21 protein-coding genes and 1 CRISPR repeat array are annotated in these 25971 nt (G+C 72.0%); of the genes, 7 read left to right on the top strand and 14 right to left on the bottom strand.

Translation table 11 applies throughout. From position 1 onward, the window contains the following. Positions 1–85: 85 nt before the first annotated feature. From PWG71_RS03620 to PWG71_RS03610, 3 genes are all read right to left on the bottom strand, one after another. On the bottom strand, positions 86–955 hold the full coding sequence (locus PWG71_RS03620) for a MetQ/NlpA family ABC transporter substrate-binding protein (RefSeq protein ID WP_274808009.1): 870 nt from the start codon (positions 953–955) through the stop codon (positions 86–88). A 304-nt stretch (positions 956–1259) separates the two neighbouring features. Then, a complete protein-coding gene (locus tag PWG71_RS03615; protein ID WP_274808008.1) occupies positions 1260–1646 on the bottom strand; it encodes a rhodanese-like domain-containing protein in 387 nt (128 codons plus the stop codon). Continuing rightward, the gene (locus PWG71_RS03610; protein ID WP_274808007.1) at positions 1643–2179 is read right to left on the bottom strand and encodes a cysteine dioxygenase; all 537 of its coding nucleotides are present in this window, start codon (positions 2177–2179) and stop codon (positions 1643–1645) included. The genes PWG71_RS03615 and PWG71_RS03610 overlap by 4 nt, the downstream gene beginning before the upstream one ends. 360 nt (positions 2180–2539) lie before the next feature. Here PWG71_RS03610 and xylB point away from each other — a divergent pair, with 360 nt between their 5' ends. Continuing rightward, positions 2540–3925 carry a xylulokinase gene (gene xylB, locus PWG71_RS03605; protein WP_274808006.1) on the top strand — a complete coding sequence of 462 codons (1386 nt, stop codon included), beginning with the start codon at positions 2540–2542 and terminating at the stop codon, positions 3923–3925. 425 nt (positions 3926–4350) lie between these two features. Here xylB and PWG71_RS03600 read toward each other — a convergent pair whose 3' ends face one another. From PWG71_RS03600 to PWG71_RS03590, 3 genes are all read right to left on the bottom strand, one after another. Next, positions 4351–5436 carry a glycoside hydrolase family 5 protein gene (locus PWG71_RS03600; RefSeq protein ID WP_446724967.1) on the bottom strand — a complete coding sequence of 362 codons (1086 nt, stop codon included), beginning with the start codon at positions 5434–5436 and terminating at the stop codon, positions 4351–4353. 577 nt (positions 5437–6013) lie between these two features. Then, entirely contained in the window at positions 6014–7144 is a 1131-nt protein-coding gene (locus tag PWG71_RS03595; RefSeq protein WP_274808005.1) for an SDR family NAD(P)-dependent oxidoreductase, read from the bottom strand. Positions 7145–7446: 302 nt separating this feature from the next. After that, positions 7447–7770 carry a hypothetical protein gene (locus tag PWG71_RS03590; protein ID WP_274808004.1) on the bottom strand — a complete coding sequence of 108 codons (324 nt, stop codon included), beginning with the start codon at positions 7768–7770 and terminating at the stop codon, positions 7447–7449. 705 nt (positions 7771–8475) lie between these two features. Here PWG71_RS03590 and PWG71_RS03585 point away from each other — a divergent pair. The 6 genes from PWG71_RS03585 (at position 8476) to PWG71_RS03560 (ending at position 14320) form a co-directional block, all read left to right on the top strand. Next, entirely contained in the window at positions 8476–9768 is a 1293-nt protein-coding gene (locus tag PWG71_RS03585) for an ATP-grasp domain-containing protein (protein WP_342455936.1), read from the top strand. Positions 9769–9791: 23 nt separating this feature from the next. After that, positions 9792–11834 carry a CocE/NonD family hydrolase gene (locus tag PWG71_RS03580; protein WP_274808002.1) on the top strand — a complete coding sequence of 681 codons (2043 nt, stop codon included), beginning with the start codon at positions 9792–9794 and terminating at the stop codon, positions 11832–11834. A 95-nt stretch (positions 11835–11929) separates the two neighbouring features. Then, positions 11930–12331 carry a four-helix bundle copper-binding protein gene (locus tag PWG71_RS03575; protein WP_274808001.1) on the top strand — a complete coding sequence of 134 codons (402 nt, stop codon included), beginning with the start codon at positions 11930–11932 and terminating at the stop codon, positions 12329–12331. 27 nt (positions 12332–12358) lie between these two features. Further along, positions 12359–12640, top strand: a complete 282-nt coding sequence (locus tag PWG71_RS03570) for a hypothetical protein (RefSeq protein WP_274808000.1) — start codon at positions 12359–12361, stop codon at positions 12638–12640. A gap of 118 nt (positions 12641–12758) precedes the next feature. Continuing rightward, positions 12759–14033: a cytochrome P450 gene (locus PWG71_RS03565; protein WP_274807999.1), complete on the top strand. Its 1275-nt coding sequence runs from the start codon at positions 12759–12761 to the stop codon at positions 14031–14033. Between the two features lie 65 nt (positions 14034–14098). After that, a complete protein-coding gene (locus tag PWG71_RS03560; protein ID WP_274807998.1) occupies positions 14099–14320 on the top strand; it encodes a hypothetical protein in 222 nt (73 codons plus the stop codon). A gap of 97 nt (positions 14321–14417) precedes the next feature. Beyond that, positions 14418–16519: a CRISPR direct-repeat array (repeat unit 29 nt; unit sequence GGGACCATCCCCGCATGCGCGGGGAGCAC). 100 nt (positions 16520–16619) lie between these two features. Here PWG71_RS03560 and cas2e read toward each other — a convergent pair. From cas2e to cas3, 8 genes are all read right to left on the bottom strand, one after another. Continuing rightward, positions 16620–16970, bottom strand: a complete 351-nt coding sequence (gene cas2e, locus PWG71_RS03555; RefSeq protein ID WP_274807997.1) for a type I-E CRISPR-associated endoribonuclease Cas2e — start codon at positions 16968–16970, stop codon at positions 16620–16622. Beyond that, positions 16967–17914: a type I-E CRISPR-associated endonuclease Cas1e gene (cas1e, locus tag PWG71_RS03550; RefSeq protein ID WP_274807996.1), complete on the bottom strand. Its 948-nt coding sequence runs from the start codon at positions 17912–17914 to the stop codon at positions 16967–16969. Before cas1e ends, cas2e begins: the two co-directional genes overlap by 4 nt. After that, the gene (gene cas6e / locus PWG71_RS03545; RefSeq protein ID WP_274807995.1) at positions 17911–18645 is read right to left on the bottom strand and encodes a type I-E CRISPR-associated protein Cas6/Cse3/CasE; all 735 of its coding nucleotides are present in this window, start codon (positions 18643–18645) and stop codon (positions 17911–17913) included. Before cas6e ends, cas1e begins: the two co-directional genes overlap by 4 nt. Beyond that, the gene (gene cas5e, locus PWG71_RS03540) at positions 18645–19355 is read right to left on the bottom strand and encodes a type I-E CRISPR-associated protein Cas5/CasD (RefSeq protein WP_274807994.1); all 711 of its coding nucleotides are present in this window, start codon (positions 19353–19355) and stop codon (positions 18645–18647) included. Before cas5e ends, cas6e begins: the two co-directional genes overlap by 1 nt. Then, complete coding sequence (gene cas7e, locus PWG71_RS03535) at positions 19352–20539, bottom strand: type I-E CRISPR-associated protein Cas7/Cse4/CasC (protein ID WP_274807993.1); 1188 nt, start codon at positions 20537–20539, stop codon at positions 19352–19354. Before cas7e ends, cas5e begins: the two co-directional genes overlap by 4 nt. A gap of 134 nt (positions 20540–20673) precedes the next feature. After that, entirely contained in the window at positions 20674–21324 is a 651-nt protein-coding gene (casB, locus tag PWG71_RS03530) for a type I-E CRISPR-associated protein Cse2/CasB (RefSeq protein ID WP_274807992.1), read from the bottom strand. Between the two features lie 22 nt (positions 21325–21346). Continuing rightward, positions 21347–23059, bottom strand: a complete 1713-nt coding sequence (casA, locus tag PWG71_RS03525; protein WP_274807991.1) for a type I-E CRISPR-associated protein Cse1/CasA — start codon at positions 23057–23059, stop codon at positions 21347–21349. Continuing rightward, positions 23049–25916, bottom strand: coding sequence for a CRISPR-associated helicase Cas3' (cas3, locus tag PWG71_RS03520; RefSeq protein WP_274807990.1), 2868 nt, complete (start codon positions 25914–25916; stop codon positions 23049–23051). The genes casA and cas3 overlap by 11 nt, the downstream gene beginning before the upstream one ends. Positions 25917–25971 lie beyond the last annotated feature (55 nt).

Here is a 25971-nt window from a genome sequence, read left to right as displayed (position 1 = left end):
CCCACCGCCCTCACGGTGTGCGTGTGTTCCGCGCGCCCCCGAACGACGGAGCCGGATGTGGCGCGGAGTCCCCTGGACGCGGTGACTACTCCGCGGCGGTCTCGATGACCTCGCCGTCGGCGTCCACGGCCAGGACGACGCCCTTCCAGGACTCCTTGACGAACTCCAGGACGCGCTCGTCGTGCAGCAGCTCGGCGAGCAGTCGGACCCGCTCGTCGTCGGCGTTCTCCTCCAGGGCCACCAGGCCGTTGGCGTAGGCCTCGACGTAGTCGTCGCCCTCGGGCTCCCAGGCCAGAACGTTGCTCTCCGTCGGCAGGTCGGCCTCGATGGCGTAGTTGCCGTTGACGACGGCCGCGTCGACGTCGGCGATGGCGCGCGGCAGCTGCGCGGCCTCCAGCGGCGTGACGGTGATGTCCTTGGGGTTGTCGGTGATGTCCTTCTCGGTGGCCAGCCCGCCGGCCTCCGGGTCGACCTCGATGAGGCCCTCGGTCTGGAGGATCCCCAGGGCGCGGTTGAGGTTGGCCGGGTCGTTGGGGACGGCGATCTCGGCGCCCTCGGGCAGGTCGGCGATGTTCTCGACGCTCTCGGAGTACAGGCCGAGTCGCTCGATGTGCACGTCGGTGATGTACGCGAAGTCGGCGTCCGGGCCGTTGGCCGCCCACTCGTTCAGGTAGGTGCGGTGCTGGAAGTAGTTGGCGTCCAGCTCGCCCTCGACCAACAGGGTGTTGGGGGTGTTGTAGTCGGAGATCTCCACGATCTCCAGCTCCAGCCCGGCCTCCTCGGCGAGGTTCTCGTCGATGAAGGCGAGGATGTCACCGTGCGGCACGGGGCTGACGCCCACTCGCAGCACCTCGCCCGCGCCCTCTCCCCCGGCCTGCTGCTCGCTGGGGGCGCCGCAGGCGGTGAGCGCCAGGGTGACGGCGGCGGCACCGATGACGGCTGAGGTCGTGCGCATGTGTGCTCCTTCGTGATCGTGAGGGTGGAGGATCGCGGGGGGCTCCTCGGCTCCGGTGGGACCCACCGGGCCTCGGAAGGGATCGACGTGCCCGGTAGGACATCCGATGACCTGACCAAAGACTACCCAACCTGCTTGGTAGGAAATACGCCTTTCCCGTTCCCGTGACACGTGGCATCGGCCACACGGGGCCGGACCGGAGGGCGCGCACGCGGGCGCGCGTCGGCGCCGACCCGCGACGGGGACCGTGGCGGAGAACGGGGCGACCCGGGTCCGGGGCGTCGCACGGGGGGATCCGGAGAGGTCAGCCCCGGGAGTCGACGACCGGGAGCCCCTGGGCCCGCCAGGCCCGGAAACCGCCGATGAGGTCGGTGGCCCGGCTCAGGCCCAGCTCCTGGAGCTGGACGGCGGCCAGGCTGGAGGCGTATCCCTCGTTGCAGAACAGCACGATGCGCAGGTCGACGGAGTCGGCCTCGGGGACCCGGTCCGGACTGGTGGGGTCCAGTCGCCATTCCAGGACGTTGCGGTCGATGACCAGGGCTCCGGGGATCTCCCCCTCGGCCATCCGGTCGACCACGGGTCGGGTGTCCACGAGCAGGGCGCCGTTCTCCCGGGCGGCCAGCGCCTCGGTGGGCGAGAGCCGCTCCAGGCGGGCGCGCCTGCTGCCGAGGAGGCGTTCGATGGCGCTCATCGGCCGACCTCCTCGCGGGTCGGCACGTCGTCCAGGGTGGGGACGTCCGGCTCGGGGTCGGTGGTGAGGACGCTGCCGGTACGGCGCAGCGCGCCGTCGCCGCCGACCTCGTAGTAGTGCATGGCGGTCAGCGGCGGGGAGTAGGCGTGCACGCTGACGGCGGGCGCGTCGGAGGCGTTGACGACGTCGTGGACGTGGCCGAGCGGGAAGCGACCGCCCTCGCCGTCGGCCAGGGTGCGCTCGCGCAGTTCGCCGGCCCAGTAACGCTCGACGAGTTCACCGGTGACGACGGTGAGCGAGCCCAGGGAGCCCGCGTGGTCGTGCAGGCGCGTCGACTGCTCGGGGGTCCAGGAGATGAGCCAGACGTCGGTGTGGTCGTCGGCGTGCAGGCGCACCGACCAGCGGTCCTCCGCGTCGAAGTGGATCTCGTGGAGCCCCTGGCGGACCTCTTCGGCCACCTCTGCGGCCAGTGCGGCCAGGCGGTCCGGGGTGAGCGGGGTCGGGGCGGTGGTGACGGTGGCGTCGACGGTCATGGTCTTCTTCTTCGCTGCCGTGGTGGTCCGGGACGTGGCGGGGTGCGACCGGCGTCCGGCCGGTCGCTCACCGACAGCGCTCGTCGAAGGTGAACGTTCTCCGCCGGACCGGGAGGCGTGCCGAGGTGCCGACTGTCATGCATCAGAGTAAACCATATTCCCTACATGTTTAGTGGGTAGATGCCCCGGACCCCGGGGGTCGCACACGCCACATCCCCCGTGGGCCGACCGGGGACCCGCCACCGTGCCCCCCATCGAGGCCGCCGGCGACCGACCCCGCCCGGAGCCCGTGACAGAACGGGCGACGCGGACTAAGTTCGTTGGGGACCTCGACTAATCCCCTCACCGTGGAGTACACCGATGCCCCTCGTGGCCGGAATCGACAGTTCGACCCAGTCCTGCAAGATCGTCGTCTGTGACGCCGACGACGGGAGCGTGGTGCGCGAGGCCCGCGCGCCCCACCCCGACGGCACCGAGGTCCACCCGCGCGCCTGGTGGGCGGCGCTGGAGGAGGCCTCCTCGGGGCTGCTCGACGGGGTGGCGGCGATCGCCGTCGCCGGACAGCAGCACGGCATGGTCGCCGTGGACGACGACGGCGCGGTGGTGCGCGAGGCGCTGCTGTGGAACGACACCCGCTCGGCCGACGCGGCGAACGACCTCATCGCGGAACTGGGCGGGGCCGGGGCCTGGGCGGAGGCCGTGGACAACGTCCCCGGCGCCTCGCTGACGGTGTCCAAGCTGCGCTGGTTCGCCGAGCACGAACCGGAGACGGCGGCCCGGGTCACCGGGGTGATGCTGCCCCACGACTGGCTCACCTGGCGGCTGGCCGGCGGCGAGGACGGGCCGGTCACCGACCGGGGCGACGCCTCCGGTACCGGGTACTGGTCGGCGAGCGGCGGGGAGTACCGCACGGACCTGCTGAAGCGGGCGTTCGGACGGGAACCGCGCACGCCCCGGGTGGCCGCCCCGGCCGAGATCGTGGGGCGCACCCGGGAGGGCGCGGCGATCGCGCCGGGCACCGGGGACAACATGGGCGCGGCCCTGGGCCTGGGGCTGCGGCCGGGCGACGCGGTGCTCTCGCTGGGCACCAGCGGCACGGTGTTCGCAGTGAGCGACACCCCGGTGCGCGACGCGTCGGGGATCGTGTGCGGGTTCGCCGACGCCACCGGGCGGTACCTGCCGCTCGTGTGCACGTTGAACGCCGCCCGGGTGCTGACGGCGACCGCCGCGATGCTGGACACCGACCTGGCCGGGCTGGACGCGCTCGCGTTGACGGCGGAGCCGGGTGCGGACGGGCTGGTGATGCTGCCCTACCTGGACGGTGAGCGCACCCCGGCGCTGCCCACCGCGACCGGTTCGCTGCACGGACTGCGGCGGGAGAACATGACGCCGGCGAACCTGGCGCGGGCGGCCGTGGAGGGGATGCTGTGCGGGCTGGCCGACGGGCTGTCGGCGCTGACCGACCACGGTGTGCCGGTGCGCCGGGTGCTACTGGTCGGGGGCGCGGCCCGGTCGGCGGCGGTGCGGGCGGTCGCGACGACCGTGCTGGACGTGCCCTTGGTGGTACCGCCGCCCGCCGAGTACGTGGCGCTCGGCGCCGCCCGCCAGGCGGCCTGGGCGCTGGCGGGCACCGCCGAGCCGCCGACGTGGGGGGTGAGCGGGACGGAGGTGCGGGCCGCCCCGGTGCCCGCCCCGCACGTGCGCGAACGCTACGCCGAGACCCGCCGGGCGGCCCACGGCGTCTGACCCGGATCCCCTCCCGGTTCGCACCGGCCATCGGCCGGGGCGACGTGCTCCTGGAGGGCGGTGCGCTCGGGCGGCACCACCCCCCGAGGCGGTGCGCCGCCGGCCTGGCCGACCGCCCGTCGGTCGCCTCGGCGCCGACCGACGCCCGGAATCCGGAGCGGCCGGCGGATCTGCTCCCGGTCGGTTCCCTGGTGCCGGACGCCGACTCCGCCGCCCCGCCGACCGAGGCCCACGACGGCCGGCCCCCGAGCACCCGGGACGGGGCGCGGCCCGGTGCCACGACCGCCGCCGGGGCCGGACCGCCGGGGGCACGCGGGCGACCCCGTCCGAGTCCCGGGACGCTCCGTACCGGGAAGGGGCGGGGACGACGAGGACGGGGCGCGCCCGTGGTGGGCGCGCCCCGTCCTCGTTCCCGGGGTCCGTGGTCAGGCGGCGGAGGTACCGCTCTCGCGGATGCGGTCCCGGATCCACTCCCCCGCGGGCTTGAGCGCGTTCCAGGATCCGGCGTCGCACGAGCCGGTCCGAAAGACCGCGCCGGAGCGGAAGTCGTCGGAGAAGTTCCAGTTGACCCAGCTGATCCCCTCCTCCTCCATGAGGTCGAGGTAGGCCTGGGCGGAGGCGAAGTCGTCGGGGCCGTCGCCGGTGTACTCCTGGGTGCCGAACTCGGTGACGAACAGCGGCAGCTCCCGCGCGGCGGACCGGAAGCCCTCCCGGTGGAAGGAGGTGTGCGAGGCCGCGTAGAAGTGGAAGACGTACATGATGTTGTCGGCGTCGACCGGGTCCGCGGTGATCTCGGTGTGGTCGGAGCCCTCCGACAACCCCAGGGAGGACCAGCCGCGGGTGCCGACCAGCACGACCGCCTCGGGGTCCTCGGCCCGGATCACCGGGATGACCTGTTCGGCGTAGCCCTTGATGGAGGACCAGGGCACGCCGCTGGGCTCGTTGGCGATCTCGTAGAGGACGTTGTCCTTGTCGGCGTGCGCGTCGGCGATCTCGGCGAAGAAGGTGCGGGCCCGGTCGAGGTTGTGGTTCGGGTCTCCCGGGCTGAGCATGTGCCAGTCGACGATGACGTACATGCCGCGTTCGGTGGCCTCTTCGATGAGTTCGTGGACCCGGTCGGTGAACCGGCGCGGGTCGGTCTCGTAGCCGCCCTCCTGGATGTACATCGACACGCGCAGGACGTCGGCCTGCCAGTCGTAGGCCAGGGTGTCCAGGGAGGAGTCGGTGAGGCAGTGGTCGAACCATTGCAGGCCGTGGGAGCTCATGCCGGTGAGCCGGACCCGCCGGCCGTCCTCGTCGCAGAGCTTGAGACCGCACACCTGGAGTCGTCCGTGCTCTCCGACGGGGGTCGCGGCGGCGGGGGCGGGGTCCGCGGCGGCGGTGAGGTCGGTGGCGGCGGGGCCGCGCGCGACGCTCATGACGGCCGCGGTGAGGGCCAGGCCGAGGAGCAGGATCGCGGCCTTGGCCGTGCGGCCGGCCTGGGGACTCGGGGCATGGGCATGGTGGGGCACGGCGTCCTCCGGCGGGGATGGCGGCCCGATGCGACCGGGGCCGGGGCCGCACCGAACCAGAAGGAATCCTTCCTGTTCCGGAAACCTAGAACGCCGTCACGTTCGGGTCAATCCCCCTTACCGAACGAATTCACCGCAGATGGCACCCGCCCCGGCGGGCGCTCCCGCACCACCGACGGGGCACCGGGGCGGCCGGGGCGCGCTCGCGGACGCCCCGGCGCGGGTCAGACCGGCGCGGGTTCGGGCTCGGGCTCGGGGCCGGGCGGCTCGGGGAGGGGACCGGGACCCGGAGGCTCGGGATCCGGCCCCGGCCGAGGCGGTCCGGGCGGGGGCGCGGGGACGGGCGGAAACGGGTCCGGGGGCATGGGCCGCTCGGGTACCGGGTCGGGATAGCGCGATCGATGCGGGCTCACCGTGTGCATGTCTTCTCCGTGCTGTCGGGAGGGCGGCGCGACCGCGCGCGCCACCCCATGGGTTCGGCCCCGGAACCGGGGCGGTGGTGCGTTCGCGCGCCGGGGGACCCTCCCGGTCCTCGCCGACGCGGCCGCGGCCCGTGCGACGACCGCCGGACGGCGGGTCATCGGCGCGATGCCGGGCGGTCCTGGTGGAGACGCCGCCTGGCGCGTTCGTTGAGCACCGTCGGTGCCTTGATCAGCGTGTTCAACGCCCCGTGGTCGGCTTGCGCGCCCTTGCGCTCCTCCGGGTGGGCCGGGGCCGCGGGCAGTACGGCCGCCATGAGACGGGTCACCCCTTGGACGAAGGCCGGGGAGATCCCCCGGGCCAGGACGACCAGGCGGGCCAACGGGGTGAGGACCACGTGGCCCCGCCCTCGCGCGGCGGCCTCCACGATGCGGGCGGCGGCGCGCTCGGCGCCCACCGACACCAGCGGCAGCCCCGCGCCGAGGGAGAACCACGCGTACTCGCGCTCGGGGCGGCCGACGAACACGGCGGCCCGGTGGGAGCCCGTGCGCATGAGCCCCGGCACCACCGTGGTGACGCCGACGCCCGTGCGCGCCACCTCGGCGGCCAGCCCTTCGGAGAGCGCCACCTCGGCGAACTTCGCGCAACTGTAGGGCAGGAGGTGGGGCACGCTCAGATGACCGCCGATGGAGGTGATGGTGACCAGCCGGCCGCCGCTGTGCCGCAGCGGTTCCAGCGCGGCCAGGGAGACCCGCAGGGGCGCCCAGAACATCGTGTCCATCGCCTCGCGGAAATGGCGTTCGGAGAACACCTCGTAGGGGCCGACCTGGATGATGCCGGCGTTGTTCACCACGAAGTCCAGGCGGCCGAGGTGTTCGACGGCGCGTCCGACCAGCGCTCGGGCCTGTTCGGGGTCCGTGAGGTCGCACCGTTCGCCGTGGGCGGTGACACCCCGCCCACGCAGGTCCTCGACGGCCCGGTCCACCTCCTCGACGTCGCGGGCGCAGACGACCACGGAGGCACCGCGCGCGCCGAACTCCCGGGCCAGTTGCAGTCCGAGTCCTCGGGAACCGCCGGTGATCAGCGCGGTGCGTCCGACCAGCCCGGGTTCGTGCCCCGACCGGGCCCGACGGCCCGCGAGGGCGGTGCCCCCGGCGAGGGCGGCCGCGGCTGCGCCGAGGGCGACCGCGCGGAGCGGGTGCGCCGGGCCGCGTCGCGCGGGGCCGGCCCTCCGTCTCCGGCCCGCCCTGGTCGGGGTCGGGATCGAGGACGTTCTTTCTCGGGTCATGCGCATCCTCCGTCCGTCACGACCTCCGGCACGGGACGCCGTCCCTCCCGCGGGTCCGCCCCCCGGTCGGTCCGCCGGTCCGCCCCGAAGGGCGTGGGAGTACGGCTACCCGGCGTCACGCGGCGGAAACCGCGAGCGGGAACATATGGGCGAACCCATGCCCCGGGTTGGTCGGCGGGCCGAGCACGACACGACTGCCCTCGAAAGGCCGCCGGTCGGGTGCGGGGCGTCGTCGAGGAAGGGCCGTCCGCAGGGTTCGAGCCACGGGCACGGAAAGGCCTACCGCCGGGTCCGGGACGCCGTCACGGAAGGGCCCCGGATCGACGGGCGCCGTCCCCGTGCCCCGTGGTGTTCGGTGCTCGCGGAACTCGAAGCGCATCGCGCCCCGGGGACCGGGGTGCCGCGTCGTCCACGGGCATCCGGGGCTCCAGCGGCCTCTCGCGTCCTCCCTCGTACTCCGCGAGGCGATCTTCCAGCAACTCCATCACGTCGGCGCGGTCCTCATGGCTGCGCTCGTAACCGATCAGCTCCCGTACGCGCTCGGCGTCCAAGGAGCGGACCCGCCGTTCCAGCTCTCCGAGGGAGAGCCCTTCGTAGCCCTCCAGCGGAGGAAAGATCCGATGCATGTCCACCGACTCCCCGGTCGACCCCACGGGTCCGGCCACTCGGAGCGGCCGCAGGGGGAACGCGGGTGGCCGACCTTGGAGGGATGCCTCCCCCTCCAAGCCCGAAGACGTCGATATGAGTTCACTCCGTACGAAAACGGAGGTCAAGGGCGAGAAGAAGCCCTCCTGCGGTTGGTCGGGCAACGCCGCACGCAACGTTCTTCACCCGGACCGGATCGACCACATCGTGGAGGTGCCGGCGGCCGGGAGGGCGGGCGTCGGGCGCGCACGACGCGTCAAGCCCGCCACCGCCGCCCTCCCGGACAGGCCCGCCGGGAGGACGGGAGAGCCGGACCCGGCCACCCTCGACGACCGCGCGTTCGTTGAGCCGCCGGCCACCGTCGGAGTCACCCCGGACGGTCCCGGCGGTCCCGGCGGTCCCGGCGGTCCCGGCGGTCCCGGCGGTGAACACCCTCCTCGACGGCCTGGCCCCCGCCACCCGCGACGCCCCGCTCGTGCGCTTCCCGTCCGCCCTCCACTCCCCCACAAGGGCCGGCCTCTCCGGCCTGCACGAACGCCCGGACGCGGAAACCGACTCTTCCTCCGATATCAATCCGTTATCGGCGATTGGGTCGGCGACCTTCGGGTAGTGGTCGTCCCACGGTCCCAGGACCGGACGCCCCCTCGCGAGGAGCCGGCGACCATGAAACGAACAGAAAGATGACCATGAAGCGGAAGAACGTGTTCGTCCTCGGACTGGACGACCACAATCATGAGATCCTCCGCCGGACCCCCACCGGCAGCCAATGCGACTTCCACGCCTTGTCGACGCTGGAAGACCTCCGCTCCGAGCGGCTGGACATCGAGAAGATCATCGCCGACGCCGAACGGACCCTGAACGAGTTCGACGGGACCGTCGACGCCATCGTGGGCTACTGGGACTTCCCCGTGACCCTCCTGGTGCCGATCCTGTGCGCTCCGCGGGGCCTGCCCTCCGCCACCCTCGAATCCGTCGTCCGATGCGAGCACAAGTACTGGAGCCGCCTGCTCCAGAGCGAGGTCGTCGACGAGTACCCCGCCTTCTCCCTCGTGGACCTGAACGACCCCACCCCTCCCACCGAGCCCGGCTATCCCTTCTGGCTCAAGCCCGTGAAGTCCGCCTCCTCCGAACTCGCCTTCCGGATCGAGAACGACAAGGACTTCGACGAGGCGATCGAGTCGCTGCGCGAGGGCGTCGGCAAGATGGGACGTCCCTTCGAGCAGATCCTCCAGCGCATCGACCTGCCGTCCGAGATCGCCGAGGCCGGCGGCAACTCCTGCCTGGCCGAAGGCGCGCTCCACGGACTCCAGGCGGCCGTCGAGGGGTACACGTACAACGGCGAGGCCGTCGTCTACGCCACCCTCGACTCGGTCGACTACCCCGGAAGCTCGGTGTTCCTGCGCCACCAGTACCCCTCCACCCTTCCCGAGGGGGTGCGGCGACGCATGGCGTCGGTGGCCACCCGGGTGATGGAGAAGCTGGGACTGGACGACTCGCTGTTCAGCGTCGAGTTCTTCTACGACCCCGTGGAGGACGACCTGCGGGTCCTGGAGGTCAACCCCCGCCACTCGCAGACGCACGCGCCGCTGTTCGAGCTGGTCGACGGTGCCGCCGACCACGAGCGCATGCTCCGACTCGGCCTCGGTGAGGCGCCCGTCCTGCCCGAGGGGATCTCGGGAGAGTACCCCGTGGCCGCCGAGTGGTACCTGCGCCGGTTCTCCGACGGCTTCGTGAGCCGTGTGCCCACGCCGGAGGAGATCGCGTTGGTGGAGAAGACCGTCCCCGGGGTGCGGATCCGGGTGATCCCCCGCGAAGGACTGCGGCTCTCCGAACTGTGGGCCCAGGACAGCTACAGCTACGAGCTGGCCAAGATCGTCATCGGCGGGGCCGACGAGAACGAGATGCTCGCCAAGTACGAGCGATGCGTGGAGGAACTGACCTTCGAGTTCGAGGAGTCGCCCGCCGCCGACGAACGCTGAGGACATCGACGAAAGGAGCTTCGATGCGGGTGGTCGAAACCCTGCCGTACGAGATCCGAACGGAAGAACACTTCTGGATACCCATGTCCGACGGGGTGCGCCTGGCCGGACGCGCCTGGCTCCCGGTCTCCAGCGAGATCGGCCCGGTCCCGGCGGTCCTGGAGTACCTCCCCTACCGCAGGCGTGATCTCACCGCCGTGCGCGACTCGATGCACCACCCCTACATCGCCGGTCACGGCTACGCGTGCGTGCGCGTGGACCTGAGGGGGACCGGGGACTCCGAGGGCGTGCTCACCGACGAGTACCTGGAACGCGAGCAGCAGGACGCCGAGGAGGTCCTGGCCTGGCTGGCCGAACAGCCCTGGTGCGACGGCACGACCGGCATGATCGGCCTGTCCTGGGGCGGGTTCGCCGCGCTCCAGGTGGCGGCCCGCCGGCCGCCGAGCCTGGGCGCCATCGTCATCACGTCCTTCACCGACGACCGCTACGACGACGACTTCCACTACATGGGCGGCTGTCTGCTGTCGGACAACCTCGCCGAGGCCGGGACCACGTTCGCGGCCGGCACCTGCCCGCCCGACCCCATGACCACGGGCGACCGGTGGCGGGACATGTGGCTCGAACGGTTGGAGGCCAACCGCCCCTGGGTCCTGGAATGGCTGCGCCACCAACGCAGGGACGAATACTGGCGGCACGCCTCGGTGGGCGAGGACCCCGAACGGGTGGAGTGCCCCGTGCTGGCCGCCAGCGGCTGGGCGGACGGCTACTCCAACGCGGTCCTGCGCGTCCTGGAGAACCTCCGGGTCCCGCGCCGGGGCCTCATCGGCCCCTGGTCGCACCGCTACCCCCACATGGGCCGCCCCGGACCGGCCATCGGCTACCTCCAAGAGGTGGTGCGCTGGCTGGACCACTGGCTCAAGGGGGTGGAGAACGGCGTGGACGAGGGGCCCTCCCTGTGGGCCTGGATGCAGGACAGCGTCCGCCCCGCCACCTCCTACGAGGAACGGCCCGGCCGATGGGTGCGCGAGGACCGGTGGCCCTCCCCCGGGATCGAGCGCACCGGGCTCGGGCTGGGGGCGTACCGGCTGCTCACCTCCGACGAACTCACCCCGAACGGGAATGAGGTGCCCAGAGGGCCGCTGAGCGTGTCCTCACCCCTGACCGTCGGCCAGTTCGCGGGCAAGTGGGCCTCCTACAACGCCCCGCCCGACCTGCCCTACGACCAGCGCGAGGAGGACGGGGGATCCCTCGTCTTCGAGACCGCCGTGCTGCGGGAACCCGTCGAGATCCTCGGTGCCGCCGAGGTGGAACTGGACGTGTCCGTCGACGAGCCCGTGGCGATGGTCGCGGCCCGACTGTGCGACGTCGCGCCCGACGGCGCCGCGACCCGCGTCACCTACGGCCTGCTCAACCTCACCCACCGGAACGGGCACGCGGAACCCGAACCGATGCCGCCCGGCGAACGCCAACGGGTACGGGTCGTCCTCAACGGGGTCGCGCAGGCGTTCCCCGCAGGCCATCGGATCCGACTGTCGGTGTCCACCTCGTACTGGCCGCTGGCCTGGCCGCCGCCGCGACCGTTCCTGTTGACCGTCCACCCCGAGAACAGCACCCTGACCCTGCCGGTCCGTCCCGTGCCCACCGGGGAGGAGCCGGACCCCCGGCCCTTCGAGGAGCCCGAGTCGACCCCGGAGATCGCGACCTCCCGGCATGAGACGCCCGAACACAGCTGGTCGGTGCACCGGGACATGGTGGACACCCGGTCGTCGCTGGAGATCGTCAAGGACGGGGGCATCCTGCACTTCGACGGCATCGACCTGGACGTGGGACGGCGCGCCTACGAGCACTACGAATCGGTGGCCGGCGACTTCACCTCGACCAAGGGCGAGTCCACCTGGACCATGCGGTTCGCGCGGGGGGACTGGCGCACCCGGACCGAGACACACACCTCGCTGGAGTGCACCGAGACCGTGTTCCGGGTCCACGCCACGCTCGACGCCTACGAGGACGAGGAGCGGATCTTCTCCCGTCAATGGACGGAGACGATCCCGCGCGACCTGCTGTGAACCCACCGGGCCGGGGCCGCCCGGGGCCGCCCCGGCCCGGACCGACCCGGACCGACCCGCACCACGATCACCGTTCACGTTCCGAGGGGGAAGACATGAACACGATCGAACAGATGGCACGCACCCACCCGAACGACCCCGAGGGGGTCGGGGAGAAGGTGCGGGCCTGCATCGAGGCGTGCGGCGAGTGCGCACAGGCCTGCACCCTGTGCGCGGACGCCTGTCTGGGCGAGGAGGGCGTGGCCGACCTCGTCGCGTGCGTCCGCTCGGACCTGGACTGCGCGGACCTGTGCGAGACCACCCACCGCCTGCTGTCCCGCCGCACCGCACGGGACAACGCACTCCTGAAGACGGTCCTGGAGGCCTGCGCCCAGGCCTGTCGCAGGTGCGGCAACGAATGCGAGCGGCACGCCGGACACCACGAGCACTGCCGGGTGTGCGCCGAGGTGTGCCGCCGCTGCGAGGACGCGTGCCGCGATCTCCTCGCGGCACTCTGAACGGCACGTCGAGGGCGGGAGGAACCCATGGAGACATCGGTGCCGGCCGGACCCCTGGGGGTCCTCGCGACCGTGGCGATCGCGGTCCTGGTGATCCTTTTCGTGATCTGGGTGATCCGCCGGGACACCATCCGCAAACAGCGGGCGGTGCGTTCGCCGGACTACTGGAAGGAGCGTCCGGACGGCCGCAGGTACCCGACCGGCTGGGATCAGAGCCCGGGCGCGGGCAGCGCCCGGAAGGAACCCGGGGAAGGACCGGCGGGCGACGACGGGCCGCCCCCGGAGGGAGGTGACCCCCCGACCAGGTGAGGGGACGAGAAGTCGGGCGGACGCGTAGCGGACCGGAGCCCGAGCGCGGGCATGTTCGCTCTCCGGGCTTCGGGGTAGTCGCCTCGTGCACGAACACGTGCGGAAGGTGAGGAAGACGATGGCCACGAACCGGGCACCCGCCCCGATGGAGATGATGCGCTTACTCCCGCTGCTGTCGACCCTGGTGGCCAGAGGGGTCATCATCCGCAGACCCCGGTGGGAGGCGGCGGCCGCCGCCCTCGAAACCGACCACAGGCTGAGTGCGCTCCTGCGGGAGTTGCGCGAACGACACGGCGACGGGCCGTTGCCGCTGAACATCGCGGGTCGACGGATGGCGATCGTGCTGGCGCCCGAGGACGTGCGCCGACTCCTGGAGGGGACACCGGACCCGTTCTCACCGGCGGGCCGGGAGAAACGGGGGGCACTGGCGCACTTCCAGCCGCACGGGGTCCTGGCGTCCGACTCGGACGCCCGCGAGCCCCGGCGGGAGGCCAACGAGCAGGCGCTGGCGACGGGACGGGTCCACCCCGACATCGACACCCTGTCCGCCCACGTCGAGGAGGAGGCCGAGGTCCTCCTCCACGCGCTCGGGGACGTGAACGCGCTGGACTGGCCGCGGTTCTCGGCGTCGTTCGACGCCCTGGCCCGGCGGGTGATCTTCGGTTCGTGGGCGGCCACGGACCACCTCACCACCGCCCTGCTGCGGCATCTGCGCTCTCGCGCCGACTGGTCCTACGCCATGCCGATCGACCGCAAGGCCCGCGAGGAGTTCCTGCACCGGGTCCGCGAGGGGATCGACCACGCCGAGCCGGGGAGCCTGGCCGCGCGACTCCCCGACGACGATCGGGTGCGGCCGGAGGACCAGGTCGCGCACTGGCTGTTCGCCTTCGACGCCACGGCCATCGCCTCGTTCCGCGCCTTGGCGTTGCTGAACGCGGAGAGCACGGACTTCGAGGGGATCGTGGCGGACCCGGCCCGGTTGGCGGCCACGGTCCAGGAGTCGGTGCGGTTGTGGCCGACCACGCTGGCCATCCTGCGGGAGGGCGTTCGGCCGACGGAGTGGCGGGGGATGACGTTCGAGGAGGGGACGGCGTTCGTGGTGGTGAGCTCGTACTTCCACCGCGACCCCCGGCTGCCGTACGCCGACGCGTTCACCCCGGAGATCTGGCTGGACGGACGCGCCGAGGCCGAACCGGGGCTCGTGCCGTTCAGCCACGGCCCCGCCGAGTGTCCGGGCCGGGACGTGGTGCTGGCGACGACGTCGCTGTTCCTGCGGGCCCTGACCCGGAGGGGGAAACCGACGCGCCTCGACGCCGCCCCGCTGGTGTCGGCGTACGTACCGGCGTTGCTGGACCACACCGCCCTGCGGTTCTCGCCCCAAGGGGCACCGTGAACGGAATCGGAGGGGCCCACCTCGGGTGAGCCCCCGACGCACGTGAGATGAGAGAGGTGACGAGGATGGAATGGGCATGGGTGATCGCCGCGGTTCTGCTGGTGGCGGTGGTCCTGTTGGTGATCTTCGTGGTCCGCCGCAACCTGGCGGACGATCGGAGGGTCCCCCGCTCCGATGAGCCGACCGAGGAACGGAGGAAGTACCCGACCGGTTGGAACCGGAGCACCGGCGAGTCGCTCAACCCGGACGACGAGGAAGGCCCGCCCGGCCAACGGGGCGGTGTCTGACCCGCACCGACGGTCCCCGCCCGGAAACGGGCGGGGACCGTTCCCGGATCGCCCGGACTCCGCCGAGGGCACCCCACGGGTGACGGAGCCCCTCCCGGGGGACCACCCCGCGTGCGCGGGGAGCACATCGGCTCGCACGCTCGACCGGTCGCCGGATCGGGACCATCCCCGCATGCGCGGGGAGCACTGAGGCGGGATTCCGAGGCCGACCTCAAGCGCGGGACCATCCCCGCGTGCGCGGGGAGCACCTGCCGACCCACGGGCAGGTGCGGTGCGCGGTGGGACCATCCCCGCATGCGCGGGGAGCACATCCCGGCGATCACCTGGGCCACCCGGACCCAGGGACCATCCCCGCATGCGCGGGGAGCACGACGTTCCACACCTGTCGAAACTGGTGGGACTGGGACCATCCCCGCATGCGCGGGGAGCACGGCACGTCCTGGGCGGCGAGGATCGCCATCAGGGGACCATCCCCGCATGCGCGGGGAGCACGGGCCGAAACGCCGCGCGAGAAGGCCGCCCCGGGGACCATCCCCGCATGCGCGGGGAGCACGATACGTCCCGCCATGGGTTCTAGCCCATGCCGGGACCATCCCCGCATGCGCGGGGAGCACGGCGCGGCTCCCAAGGAGGAGGAGGAGCGGGGGGGACCATCCCCGCATGCGCGGGGAGCACTCGGTGGCCCGTTCGACGGCTACCCCCTCCAGGGGACCATCCCCGCATGCGCGGGGAGCACGCCCTCGTCATCGTCGCTCTCCGCCTCGCCTGGGGACCATCCCCGCATGCGCGGGGAGCACAGCTCCGACGGCTTAGCGTCGATCTCAGAGCCGGGACCATCCCCGCATGCGCGGGGAGCACCAGACCGTGGTGAAGGCGGATGTGCCGGTGTGCGGACCATCCCCGCATGCGCGGGGAGCACATCTGCTCAAGCCCCGGGCCGGTCCCCCCCGGGGACCATCCCCGCATGCGCGGGGAGCACCGTCCGGGACCACCGATCTCCCCGTGCTGAACGGGACCATCCCCGCATGCGCGGGGAGCACCCATCCTGACCTGACTTCACTCCTCGGGCCCGGGGACCATCCCCGCATGCGCGGGGAGCACACGTCGCCGGGTATGTGGGTGGTGGTCGCCTGAGGACCATCCCCGCATGCGCGGGGAGCACCGTGCTGGGTGCGGTCGTCTCCGTAGGCCATGGGGACCATCCCCGCATGCGCGGGGAGCACCGTGCTGGGTGCGGTCGTCTCCGTAGGCCATGGGGACCATCCCCGCATGCGCGGGGAGCACCGTGCTGGGTGCGGTCGTCTCCGTAGGCCATGGGGACCATCCCCGCATGCGCGGGGAGCACGGGGTGGTGACGCGGGTGCCGGGGGTGAGGTCGGGACCATCCCCGCATGCGCGGGGAGCACGAACCCGGTCACGTCGTAGTCCTGACAGGGGTGGGACCATCCCCGCATGCGCGGGGAGCACGGCGAAGAGCTCACCACCCCAACGATCGCGGAGGGACCATCCCCGCATGCGCGGGGAGCACTCGTTGGTCTTCTGGCTACGGACGGCGGTGGCGGGACCATCCCCGCATGCGCGGGGAGCACCGGGGATGGCGTTACGCCACTGGTCAGGCATCGGGACCATCCCCGCATGCGCGGGGAGCACATCGCTGCCCGAGTGCTGGAGATCCCCATCCCGGGACCATCCCCGCATGCGCGGGGAGCACACCAGCCTCCTAGCCGTGCTGCTCACCGTCCTGGGACCATCCCCGCATGCGCGGGGAGCACTCTCGCCCGTGTCGACGTTGCTGACCACGGGCGGGACCATCCCCGCATGCGCGGGGAGCACATCCGCTGCCCCTGCCGATGGCGTAGGGACTCGGGACCATCCCCGCATGCGCGGGGAGCACTCCTCCCAGCCGGTCGCGGTGCGGGCTGAGCCGGGACCATCCCCGCATGCGCGGGGAGCACCACGCCTCTCCTCCCATCGCGCGGGTGGTGTCGGGACCATCCCCGCATGCGCGGGGAGCACAAGATGTTCCATTCCTTGGACGTGACACACGTGGGACCATCCCCGCATGCGCGGGGAGCACCCACACGCGCACGGTTTCCTCACGAAGCCCGAGGGACCATCCCCGCATGCGCGGGGAGCACGAGCCAGACGAGACGACGCGCTACCGAAATCTGGGACCATCCCCGCATGCGCGGGGAGCACAGTAAATGACCTGCGCGGATTCCAATGGAAACCAAGCGATTTTGCAACTTCTCGAAATTCAGACACCGAGAACAAAAAGCCCATATGACTCAAGTGCTGATCAGCGGCCGAACCTGCGGCGCTTCGAGGCCTTGCTCCAGCCCTTCTTCGGCGGAGTCACCGAAGGCGACGACGAGGCCTCGGACGGGCGGTTCATGAGGGTCAGTCCCTCATGCTCGACCGGCTCCCAGTGATGCTCGAAGGTCTTGAATCCGAACCCCTGCTCGGAATCGTTCGCGTACACCAGCAACGCCCGCCCCTGCCCCGCGTACTGCCGCACCTCCTCCCACAGGAGGTCACGCACCCGCCGGGACGGTCTCCCCACGAACACCCCCGAAGAGATCTCCAACAGCCACCGGGTCAGCAACCCCCGCAGCCCCTTCGGGCAGTTGGTCAGTACCAGAACCGTCACCACACGACCTCGTACTCATAGTTGTGTCCCGCCTCCAACAGCAGCCCTCGGTCACCGACGAGACCCACCTCGTCCTTCTCCTCCACGGCCGCTCCCGCATCCCCCAAGAGCAGCTCCTTCACGTCCTCCACGCAACGCTTCAGCAGCCCCTTCCTGTTGATGTGGTCCCGCAGCAGCCGACGGGTCACCCCGTCGACGTCCTCGTCCCCCTGCGCCGCCGCCTCGAAGGCCACCGGAATCCCGATCCCCACCTTGTAGAGATCCGCGATGTCCATGACGAACCCGCGCTCGTGACCCGAGTGCACGAACCCCAGAGCCGGGCTGCACCCCAACGCCGCCGTCACCGCGTGCGCCACCCCGTAGAAGCACTGCGCCGCAGAGGTGATCGCCTTGTTCGGCGTATCCGATCGGTCGTGGTCCCCCGGCACATAACGCCTTCCGTGCCAGGGCACCCCCGTTCGTTCCGCCTCCGCGCGGTAAGCGGCCTGAACACGCTTGCCCTCATGCCCGAGGAGCTGTCGGCGGCCGTACCGTTCGACGTCCAGGTCCGGGAACCGCTTCCGGTACATCGCCCGTGCCACGGCCAACCGTTTCTGCGGGTTGGCCCACTCCGTGGCCTGGGCCTCCACCAACCGCGACGACCGTGTCAGCGCCCGCCCCGCCGCGTAGAAGCGCACCCCGTACTCGCCCACCCACACGACGGTCGCCCCGCACTCCCCCAGCAGCTTCATCGCACCGTCGGTGACCCGGGTGCCCGGACCCAACAGCAGGGCCCCGATGGTCGCCGACGGCAGATGGCGCACGCCTTCGCCGTCCTGCGCCGTGATGGCGTTGTCCTCCCGATGCACCAGGCACTTCTCCAGGTACACGAACGAAATGCGCTCATCGACCCTCGTCAGTTCCCACGGCGTCGAGACCCCGCGCCGTCCCGCCGTGGCGGTCACCGCTGATCCCCCACCGGGGCAAGGGTCATCAGCCCGCACCCGTACGCCTTGGCCCGGCCGAGGCCGGAGGACAGCACCCGACGGAGCGCGTCGGGGTCGGTGACGGTGAGCCGCCCGTCGAAGGTCGCCCTGACGATCGGCACCCGCATCCGCTTCCCCTGGCGCTCCGAGCGGGGGTCGGGCTTGTCGAACCCCGCCGCGTTCCGGTCGTGCACGGTCAGCTCGTACTCGTCCTCACCCGGCAGCAGCCGCTGATCCGGGTTCTTGCGCACGATCGCGAACCCGCACGCGTCCTGCCGCTGCAACAACCACCCGGCCTGGTGGCGCGGGGTGACGTGCGCGGTGACCTTGGTGGGTTCCCCGTCCTTGCGCCGAATGCTGTGCACCGGGTTGGCGGTGAGCCGGAACCCCCACGTCTGCCCCTCGGCGAGCCGGTCGAGGAACCCCGCGTAGTCGTGGCTCTTCCACACCCGTTCCGGGTCGTCCAGGTCTTTCCATCCGGCCTGCCCGGCCAAATGGTCCATGAGTGGCCGGGTCGGGCTCACCACGTACAGGAACACCTCCGCCCGCGCGTTGCGGTCCACCCGCCACAGCACGCGCGGCCCGCCCGGCTCGGAGGGCAGCATCTCGGGAAAGCACCCCATCACGGCGGCGTGCAGGACCTGCGGTGAGGACAGCAGTCTGCGCCCTCCCGGGCTGTTGGTGTTGAAGCGGAATCGGGTGAGGTACATCAGTCTCCTCCCAGCGCGAGCAGGGGTTCGTGGTCGGGTGTCCGCTCGCGGCGCGCGTCCGGGTCGGGCACCCTCACCGCATCGGCGGTCACCGCGCGCATCGCGTAACGCCGGTGCGCGGGATCGAAGCTCACGGGGAGATCGCGCAGCAGATCCCCGTCCGTTCCCCCCTCGGCGTCCACCAGCGTGGTGAGTTCCACCTGCGACCGGTCACGCGAACGCCGCCGGTACCAGGGGGCGGCCTGCCACGGTTGCTCCCTCAGCACGTCCTCCACCCGGCCGGGCGAAGGCCGGCCCAGGTCCAGGGGCCGGGACGGCGGGCAGGAGCGCCGTCCCAGGTAGGGCAGGAACACCGGGGCCCGAACGGCGTCGTACAGGGCGTCGATCAGTTCCGGGTCGCCTTCGACCGCCGCGACGAACACCGCGTCCGCCAGGTAGAAGCGCTCCGACACCGGCATCGACACGTCGGTGACCAGGTGCCGGGCCGTCTGGTAGTCGCGCACCCGCACCCCGGGCTGGTCGACGCGCACCCCGAAACGGAGCGCCGCCAGGTCGGACGGGTCCGCGGTGCGCTCCCGCCCCAGGGCGGCGGCCAGCAGTCCGATCACCCCGCTCTTGGTGGGCGCGTTCTCCGTGGTGCGCCGGGCGAACCGGGACGCCGCCCCCCAGGACTGGAGCGGTCCCGCCAGGACGAGGGGCAGCACGCTCATGCGCCGGACACCTGCCGCCGGACGACCGCCTCGCCGACCTGCTCGACCAGTTCGGGAAGGGTGACGGAAGCGCCGACGTCGGCGAGCTTGGCGGTGCGCGTTCCCACGCGGACCACCCAGCTGTCCACGTCCTCGTCGGCCCCGTAGGCGCTCTCGACATCGCGGATGTGGTTCGCGAGGTTCTCGCAGGCCTCCCCGATGTAGCCCTTCTCGGCCTCGATGGGCTCCTCGAAGGCCCCGACGAAGCTGATCGGCCGCGACCCGCGCAGCTTGACGATCACCACGTCCGGGAGGGTGTGGTTGCCGAAGGTGTTGATCTTGCCGGTCGGCAACGACTCCACGAACCCGCGCACGAACGCCTGCACCGCGCGGCGCAGCGGCTCCGTGGCGGGTTCGTCCTCTCGCAGCCCCTCCCCCAGGTTCTTGCGCAGCAGGTCGACGTCGACGGCCGCGTAGCGGTAGAGGGTGGCGGAGTTGAACTCGACGGTGCCGATCATGCCCGCGCCGGGCTCGGAGTCCTCATTGCGGTCGTCGACGGCGGTGTAGTAGTCGGACTCGTTCTCCACCGCGTGGACGCTGATGGCGTGGGCCACCTGGGCGGCGGCGTCCACGTTGATGTCCGCGCCGTCGGCGACCATGCGGCCGAACAGGGCGATGTCCACCGAGTGGTGGGTGTCGGCGACGGACTTGGCGCGGGCCTTGGCGTCCTTGTCCTTGAGGAACGCCTTGATGTCCTCGCGCCCTTCGAGGGCCAGGGCGGCCAGGCCGTCGCGCTGGCGGGCGCTGAGGAACATGAGGTAGGAGGACTCCGGGGCGGGCTCCTTCTCACCCTTCTTCTTGGCGGCGTCGGCCTTGCGCTTGGGCACCTCGATCTTGGAGCCGGTGGCGACCTGCACGGTCTCGGCGGCGAGGGCGAGGGCCTCCTCCTGGGACACGTCGGGTTCGAGTGCGACGATGCGGGCGGCGACCAGCTCGGCGACGCGCTTGGTGCGGGTGCCCAGGTCCTGGGGGTCGAGGAGGGCGTCGAAGGCGAGGCGGGTGGCGCGCTTCCACGCCTGGCTGGAGACACGGGCCCGGCGGACACCGCCGTAGACGGCGGTCTTGGGGGTTCCGGTGTCGTCCCGGTTGAGGTTGCTGGGCGGCACGGTCTGCAACACGTGCACGTCGAGAATGGTGCGGCTCATGGTCGTCGGTTCCTCGTGGTCTCGTCGGTGTGGTGCTGTCGTGTTCCGCTCTGCCGCGCCGAGTGCGGGCAGGGGGCGCGGCGCGCGGAAGGCAGAGGGGATCTCGGGAGAGGCAGGGAGGGGGCGCGGTCCCGTCAGTCGTCCGTCGGGGCCGTCGCCGGTCCGGCCTCGCCCTCCCGATCGGCGGCCGGCGGGCGGTAGGACTGGAACCCGCGTCCCCACTCCGCGCGGACGCGAGCGGGCCCGGTCTTGAAGGCCCGGATCCGGTAGAGCTGGTCGGCGAGCAGGCCGTAGTCGAGGGGGACGTCGGAGGCGCGCAGAAGCTTGACGATGCCCCGGAGCCGGTCCAGGCGGACACCGTCGTCCAGCGCGCTCCCGGCCTGGACGAAGCGCTTGCGCAGGGGCTCGTCGATGGTGCCGCCCGGCATGAGGCGCCGCACCGCACCGCCCAGGTCGCGTCCGCGCTTGTGCATGCCCTGCTCCCGCTTGGACTGCTGGTGCAGGGCGTACAGGGTCAGGGCCTCGTGCGCGGCGGCCTCGGCGGCGTCGATGTGGGGGTGGCCCGGCGGGAACTTCTCGTAGAAGTCGTGGTCGAGGGTGAGGCCGAGCAGTTCGGGCACGGCGGTGAGGGATTTGCCCGCGCCCCGGCGCAGTTTGGCGAGGATCGCCACCGCCTCGGGCCGGTCCTTCATGTAGCCGCCCTGGATCGGGCGGATGCGCTCATCGACGAAGGCCCCGAGGTCGTGGAGGTCGTGGATGTACTCGGTGGTGGTCGTGGTGGTCACCGCTGTGTCTCCGTTGTCCGTTTCAGGCGTCGTCGCCGGGGCTGTTGGAGGGTTCGGGGGCGTCCGGGCCCGGATCCGGGTCCTCGGAGGTGGACAGGGGGAGCACCTTGCGCAGACCGGCACGGAACAGCAGGTCGGCTCGGGAGGTGTTGAGCCACAGGTCGCCCCGGGACGTGCTGACGACCCTGCCCTGCCAGGCGGCCTCTCCGCAGGCCCGGACCAGGTCGTCGCCGATCTCGGAGAGGATCCGGTACGCCCGGACCTGCCATCGTCGGCGCTGCTCCATGGGGTGGCCGGGGTCGTCCGACGGCTTCAGACCACGGAGCCAGGCGCGGAAGGGCTCGTCGAGTGCGTCGAACCCCTGGTCACGGGCGGCGCTCCGCGACGGATCGGTCTCCCTGCCCGCGGCCCGAGCGAGGTCGGTGGCCAGGTCGCCCAGGACGGTGACGGCGTTCTCGGCGTCCGTGACCGCGTCGACGGCCGTCCGCCCGAGCGCCCCGTCCCGTTCGCAGAGGAGGACGACCGGCATGGCGACGGCGTCGTCCACGATCTCGTCGATGACGGACTGCTGGGTGCCGTAGGCGACTCCGACGAGATGGACCCTGACCAGGGAGTCCTTGCTCAACGGCCCTTCCCACGCCAAGCGGGCGAACCAGTCGAGGATGCGGGGGATCACCTCGCCCGCCGCCTCGTTGCGCTGCTCTCGCCCCCGGGTCTCCCCGGTGACCAGCGCTCCCAGACCGCGCCAGGCGGCACGGGAGGGATCGTGGTCGCGAGGCAGGTAGACGATGGCCTCCTTGAGCTTCTTCTCCTGGGCGGGGCTGCGCCGCCAGGCGGTCATGGGCTCGCGTTGGTGCAGGTTGCGCGGGGTGAGCGGGTTCCCATAGGCGAGGAGGACACCGTTCACGGACGCGCCGTCGTGATGCAGGCGCAGGCGGCGGGCCTGCCAGGTGTAGAGATCCCGCAGGCCGTGCGGGCGGGCCGCGGCATCGGTCCCGGTGAGGGGTTCGGCGGTATCGGGGTCCAGGCGCCAGGCGGGCCGGTCCAGGTGGGGTTTGCGGTGCGACTTGCCGGTGTCGAAGGTGACCAGGTTGAACAGCAGGGTCTCTTGAAGGGTGTCCCCTTCGACGTGTACCCCGCCGAGGTTCCCGGCCCATCCCACGCCTTGCGGGTAGACCTTTCCGCCCTTGAGCCGGGGATCGCCGACCGCGCCGGACTTGATGCCGGAGGTGTCGTAGGCGTGGGCGTGCACCAGCCAGCGTGCCGCTTCGGCGAAGGTCAGACGCGTGGCCCCGAGGGCGCGCATGGTGAAGAACCGGGCGTTGTTGGGGACGTCGGCGACGATCGGGTCCGGTGAGGAGTACTCGTCTCTACCGGTACGCAGATCGGCGACCTGGAGGAACGGGGTGAAAGGGTGCAGCAGGTCGAAGCGTTCGCGGTGCTTGTGCAGGTAGTCGGCGACCGTGTCGGCCGGGATCCCCTCCTCCCAGAGTTCCTCCCAGGCGTCGAGGTCCGCCGGGCCGTCGAGGGCGTCGTGCAGGATCGCCAGCAGCAGTCGCAGCAGCGCGAAGTCCTGCGTGGGCACGTCGCCGACCAGTCGGCGCAGATCGGTGGCCTGGGCGAACACCTCGGTGAGGGAGAGTTCGGTCTCGGTGCCGTTCGCGCGCAGGACCGGGATCCAGGGGCGCAGGGTGAGGTCGAAGGTGGGCGGTGCGGTGTCGGCGTCATTCGGCACGGGTGGCCTTCAATCCGTCGGTCCGGGTGTAGTGCAGGTGGTGTCCGGCCAGTTCGGCCCGGTCGTTCTCGTCGAGGAACAGGACGAGTTCCCCGGCGATCCAGTGGGCGTCCTTGGTCTGCCAGGCGGGGACCATGTCGGCTTCGAGTTCCTCGATGGCCCGGTCGATGGCGGCGCCGACGGTGAACTGGTAGGGCAGGCGCAGCGCGGAGGCGAGCAGGGCGCGGGCCGCGTCGGAGGGCGGGGCCGTGTGGGTCGGCAGTTCCAGGCCGCCACGCTCGTCGGGGAGCCAGGGGACGGTGGTGACGGTGCCGTCGGTGGAACGACGGGCGACCAGGACCTCCAGGCTCTCGGTGGTGTCGCGGACCTGGGCACGGCCCTTGTGCGAGTCGTCGGCGTCACCGACACCGGCGTCCACCCAGCCGATGAGAGCGCGGCCGGGGCGTTTCGGCTCGTCGAGCAGGAAGACGTCGGCCTTCTCCTGTCGGACCACGTGGGTGACCTCGTGCGCGGTGCGCGCCTCCTCGGCCTCGTCCTTCCAGGTGGGCGGGATGAGCGCGTCGTCATCGGCGTAGGCGTCCTGGACCAGGGGGCTGATGTCGTCGGGGAGACGGACGGTGCGCTCGGCGTCGGTGCGCGCTTCCAGGCGGGAGCGCAGGACGGCGAGGGAGCGCAGGAGGACGTGCGCGCCGTAGATCGTGCGCGAACCGCGAACGGGTTCGGGCGGTGTGGTGGTCCAGTCCACGCCGGTGATCAGGCAGCGGGCGCGGCGCAGGCGTTCGGGGCGTTCGGCCTGGTCGTCGCCCCTGGGGTGGCGGTGGAGGCGACCCATGCGCTGGAGGACGAGGTCGATGGGGGCCAGGTCGGTGACGAGGAGGTCGAAGTCGACGTCCAGCGACTGCTCGACGACCTGGGTGGCGACCACGATGTGCCTGGCGGGGCGGTCCGCGCCTCGGCCGGGAGGACCGTAGGCGGCGACGAGGTCGGCGTCGTTGGCGGCGCGGTCCAGGTCGAGGAAGCGGGAGTGGGCGACGGTCACCGTGCCCTCGCCGAAGATGTCCCGCAGGTGGGCGGCGGCCTCGTGGACGCGGGCGACGGTGTTGCGGATGACCAGGGCGCAGCCGCCGTCGACGAGTTCGGCGGTGAGACGGGCCCCGAGGGTGTCGAGGTCGTCGGCGAGGGGTTCGACGAGGACGTCGGTCCCGCGGCCGGAGGCGGGGGGCGCGAGGACGTTCGCCGGGGCGCCGGGGGTCGCGGTGGTGATGAGGGGGTGGGCGCGGGCCTGTTCGACGTGGTCGTGGCCACCGTGGTCGCCGGTGTAGGCCGCGACGAGTTCGCGGCGGCGCCGGGCGGGGAGGGTGGCGGTGAGGACGACGACGGGGACGCCGTACTCACCGAGCCAGGTCAGGGCCCGGTCCAGGTAGGTGTTCATGAACGTGTCGTAGGCGTGGGCCTCGTCGACGACCACGGTCTTTCCGGCGAGGGCGAGGTGGCGCAGGACCAGGTGGCGGGTCTTGAGGCCCATGAAGAGGAGCTGGTCGACGGTGCCGACGGCGAAGGAGGCGAGCATGCCCTTCTTGCGGCCGCGCAGCCAGCGGTGGGCGATGAGCGAGGTCGAGTCCCGGTCGTCGCCCCCGTCCCGGTCGAGGTCGAGGGTGACGCCGCCGCCCATGAGGGCGAGGTAGTCCTCGTTGAGGTGGGCCTTGGAGTGGGCGAGGAAGACGGAGGCGGCCTCTTGGGGCATGCCGGGGACGTGGGCCAGCCAGTTGAGGAAGCGGTCGAACATGGCGTTGCTCGTGGCCATGGTGGGGAGGGCGACGAAGCAGCCACCGGCGCCGGAACGGGCGGCGAAGACCTCGGCGACGGTGAGGGCCGCCTCGGTCTTTCCCTCTCCCATGGGGGCTTCGAGGATCATCAGGCCGGGGGCGGGCATGGCGCGGGCGGCTTCGACGGCCTGTTCCTGGACGGGGCGGGGGTTGGCGCCCGGGGGGAGGGCGAAGCGGGTGGCGAAGAGTTCGGCGGGGGTTCCTCGGGGTTCCCGGGGACGCCACTGGGCGGGGAGATCGAGGAGACGCCAGGCCTCGCGGGTGCGGACGGGGTCCCGGGAGCGGGTTCCGGCGTTGGGGAAGAGGGGGAAGAGGTCGGGATTGCTGGCGATCCAGTCGGCGGTGATGACGAGGGAGGAGAGCAGGACCTGCACGGGTTGGGGGAGCTTGGCGTCCCGCCAGGCGGCGAGGCGGGGGGTGACGCCGGTGCGGTCGGCGGCGACGTCGAGGAGCTCGTTCTGGACGTCGAGCCAGGCCTGCTCGTTGCCGGGGGTGCGCAGGAGACCGGGGCGTTTGTCGGCGGCGAGGATGCCGGTGTTGGTGGGCTGGACGCCGTGGTGACCGCCGACGACGACGGTGAGCTGATGGGTGGCGCGTTCGGTCCAGCCGTGGCGGGTGACGAGCCAGTCCCGGAGGATGAGCTGTCCGGCCAGGCCGTGGGGGGCGTAGGAGTGGTCGGGGAGCTGCTTGCGCGAGGGTGTGGCGAGGCCGTTCGCTCGCATGTCGTCGGCGAGGACGTCGACCTGGCCGGCGAAGGCGGGGGTGGCCTTGCCGATGTCGTGGACGCAGCAGAGCCAGACGGTCAGGAGACGGGCATCGTCTTCACCGCCGGGGAGGGCGTCCGCGATGAGGCGGCGGACCTGGGGAGGGAGCCATTCGTCCCAGAGCAGGGTGGCGACGGCGGCGCTGTCGGCCATGTGGCGGTACAGCGGGAGCCAGTCGTTGGTGTCGAAGTCGTGCTTGGCCCACACGACGCGCGCGGCGGAGGAAAGGCCGGCCACCCAGGGTTCGAGGTGCCCCTCATTCGTCATGCGGACATTGATAGCCCCTTTCGGCCCTTCCCCGCAGGAGAATTCGAAAGTCTGT

The organism is Nocardiopsis sp. N85 (assembly GCF_028882275.1).
GTDB lineage: Bacteria > Actinomycetota > Actinomycetes > Streptosporangiales > Streptosporangiaceae > Nocardiopsis > Nocardiopsis lambiniae.
Note: the sequence above shows the minus strand (reverse complement) of the source record. Positions and strands in the feature narration are given on the sequence as shown.

Bases quoted from the DNA above. Each gene is read 5' to 3' on its own strand.
- cas3 (WP_274807990.1), bottom strand. From the start codon at position 25,916: ATGACGAATGAGGGGCACCTCGAACCCTGGGTGGCCGGCCTTTCCTCC.
- PWG71_RS03565 (WP_274807999.1), top strand. From the start codon at position 12,759: ATGGCCACGAACCGGGCACCCGCCCCGATGGAGATGATGCGCTTACTC.
- PWG71_RS03620 (WP_274808009.1), bottom strand. From the start codon at position 955: ATGCGCACGACCTCAGCCGTCATCGGTGCCGCCGCCGTCACCCTGGCG.
- PWG71_RS03610 (WP_274808007.1), bottom strand. From the start codon at position 2,179: ATGACCGTCGACGCCACCGTCACCACCGCCCCGACCCCGCTCACCCCG.
- PWG71_RS03595 (WP_274808005.1), bottom strand. From the start codon at position 7,144: ATGACCCGAGAAAGAACGTCCTCGATCCCGACCCCGACCAGGGCGGGC.
- PWG71_RS03585 (WP_342455936.1), top strand. From the start codon at position 8,476: ATGAAGCGGAAGAACGTGTTCGTCCTCGGACTGGACGACCACAATCAT.
- cas7e (WP_274807993.1), bottom strand. From the start codon at position 20,539: ATGAGCCGCACCATTCTCGACGTGCACGTGTTGCAGACCGTGCCGCCC.
- cas5e (WP_274807994.1), bottom strand. From the start codon at position 19,355: ATGAGCGTGCTGCCCCTCGTCCTGGCGGGACCGCTCCAGTCCTGGGGG.
- PWG71_RS03560 (WP_274807998.1), top strand. From the start codon at position 14,099: ATGGAATGGGCATGGGTGATCGCCGCGGTTCTGCTGGTGGCGGTGGTC.
- PWG71_RS03580 (WP_274808002.1), top strand. From the start codon at position 9,792: ATGCGGGTGGTCGAAACCCTGCCGTACGAGATCCGAACGGAAGAACAC.
- PWG71_RS03615 (WP_274808008.1), bottom strand. From the start codon at position 1,646: ATGAGCGCCATCGAACGCCTCCTCGGCAGCAGGCGCGCCCGCCTGGAG.
- PWG71_RS03590 (WP_274808004.1), bottom strand. From the start codon at position 7,770: ATGCATCGGATCTTTCCTCCGCTGGAGGGCTACGAAGGGCTCTCCCTC.
- xylB (WP_274808006.1), top strand. From the start codon at position 2,540: ATGCCCCTCGTGGCCGGAATCGACAGTTCGACCCAGTCCTGCAAGATC.
- PWG71_RS03575 (WP_274808001.1), top strand. From the start codon at position 11,930: ATGAACACGATCGAACAGATGGCACGCACCCACCCGAACGACCCCGAG.
- cas6e (WP_274807995.1), bottom strand. From the start codon at position 18,645: ATGTACCTCACCCGATTCCGCTTCAACACCAACAGCCCGGGAGGGCGC.
- PWG71_RS03570 (WP_274808000.1), top strand. From the start codon at position 12,359: ATGGAGACATCGGTGCCGGCCGGACCCCTGGGGGTCCTCGCGACCGTG.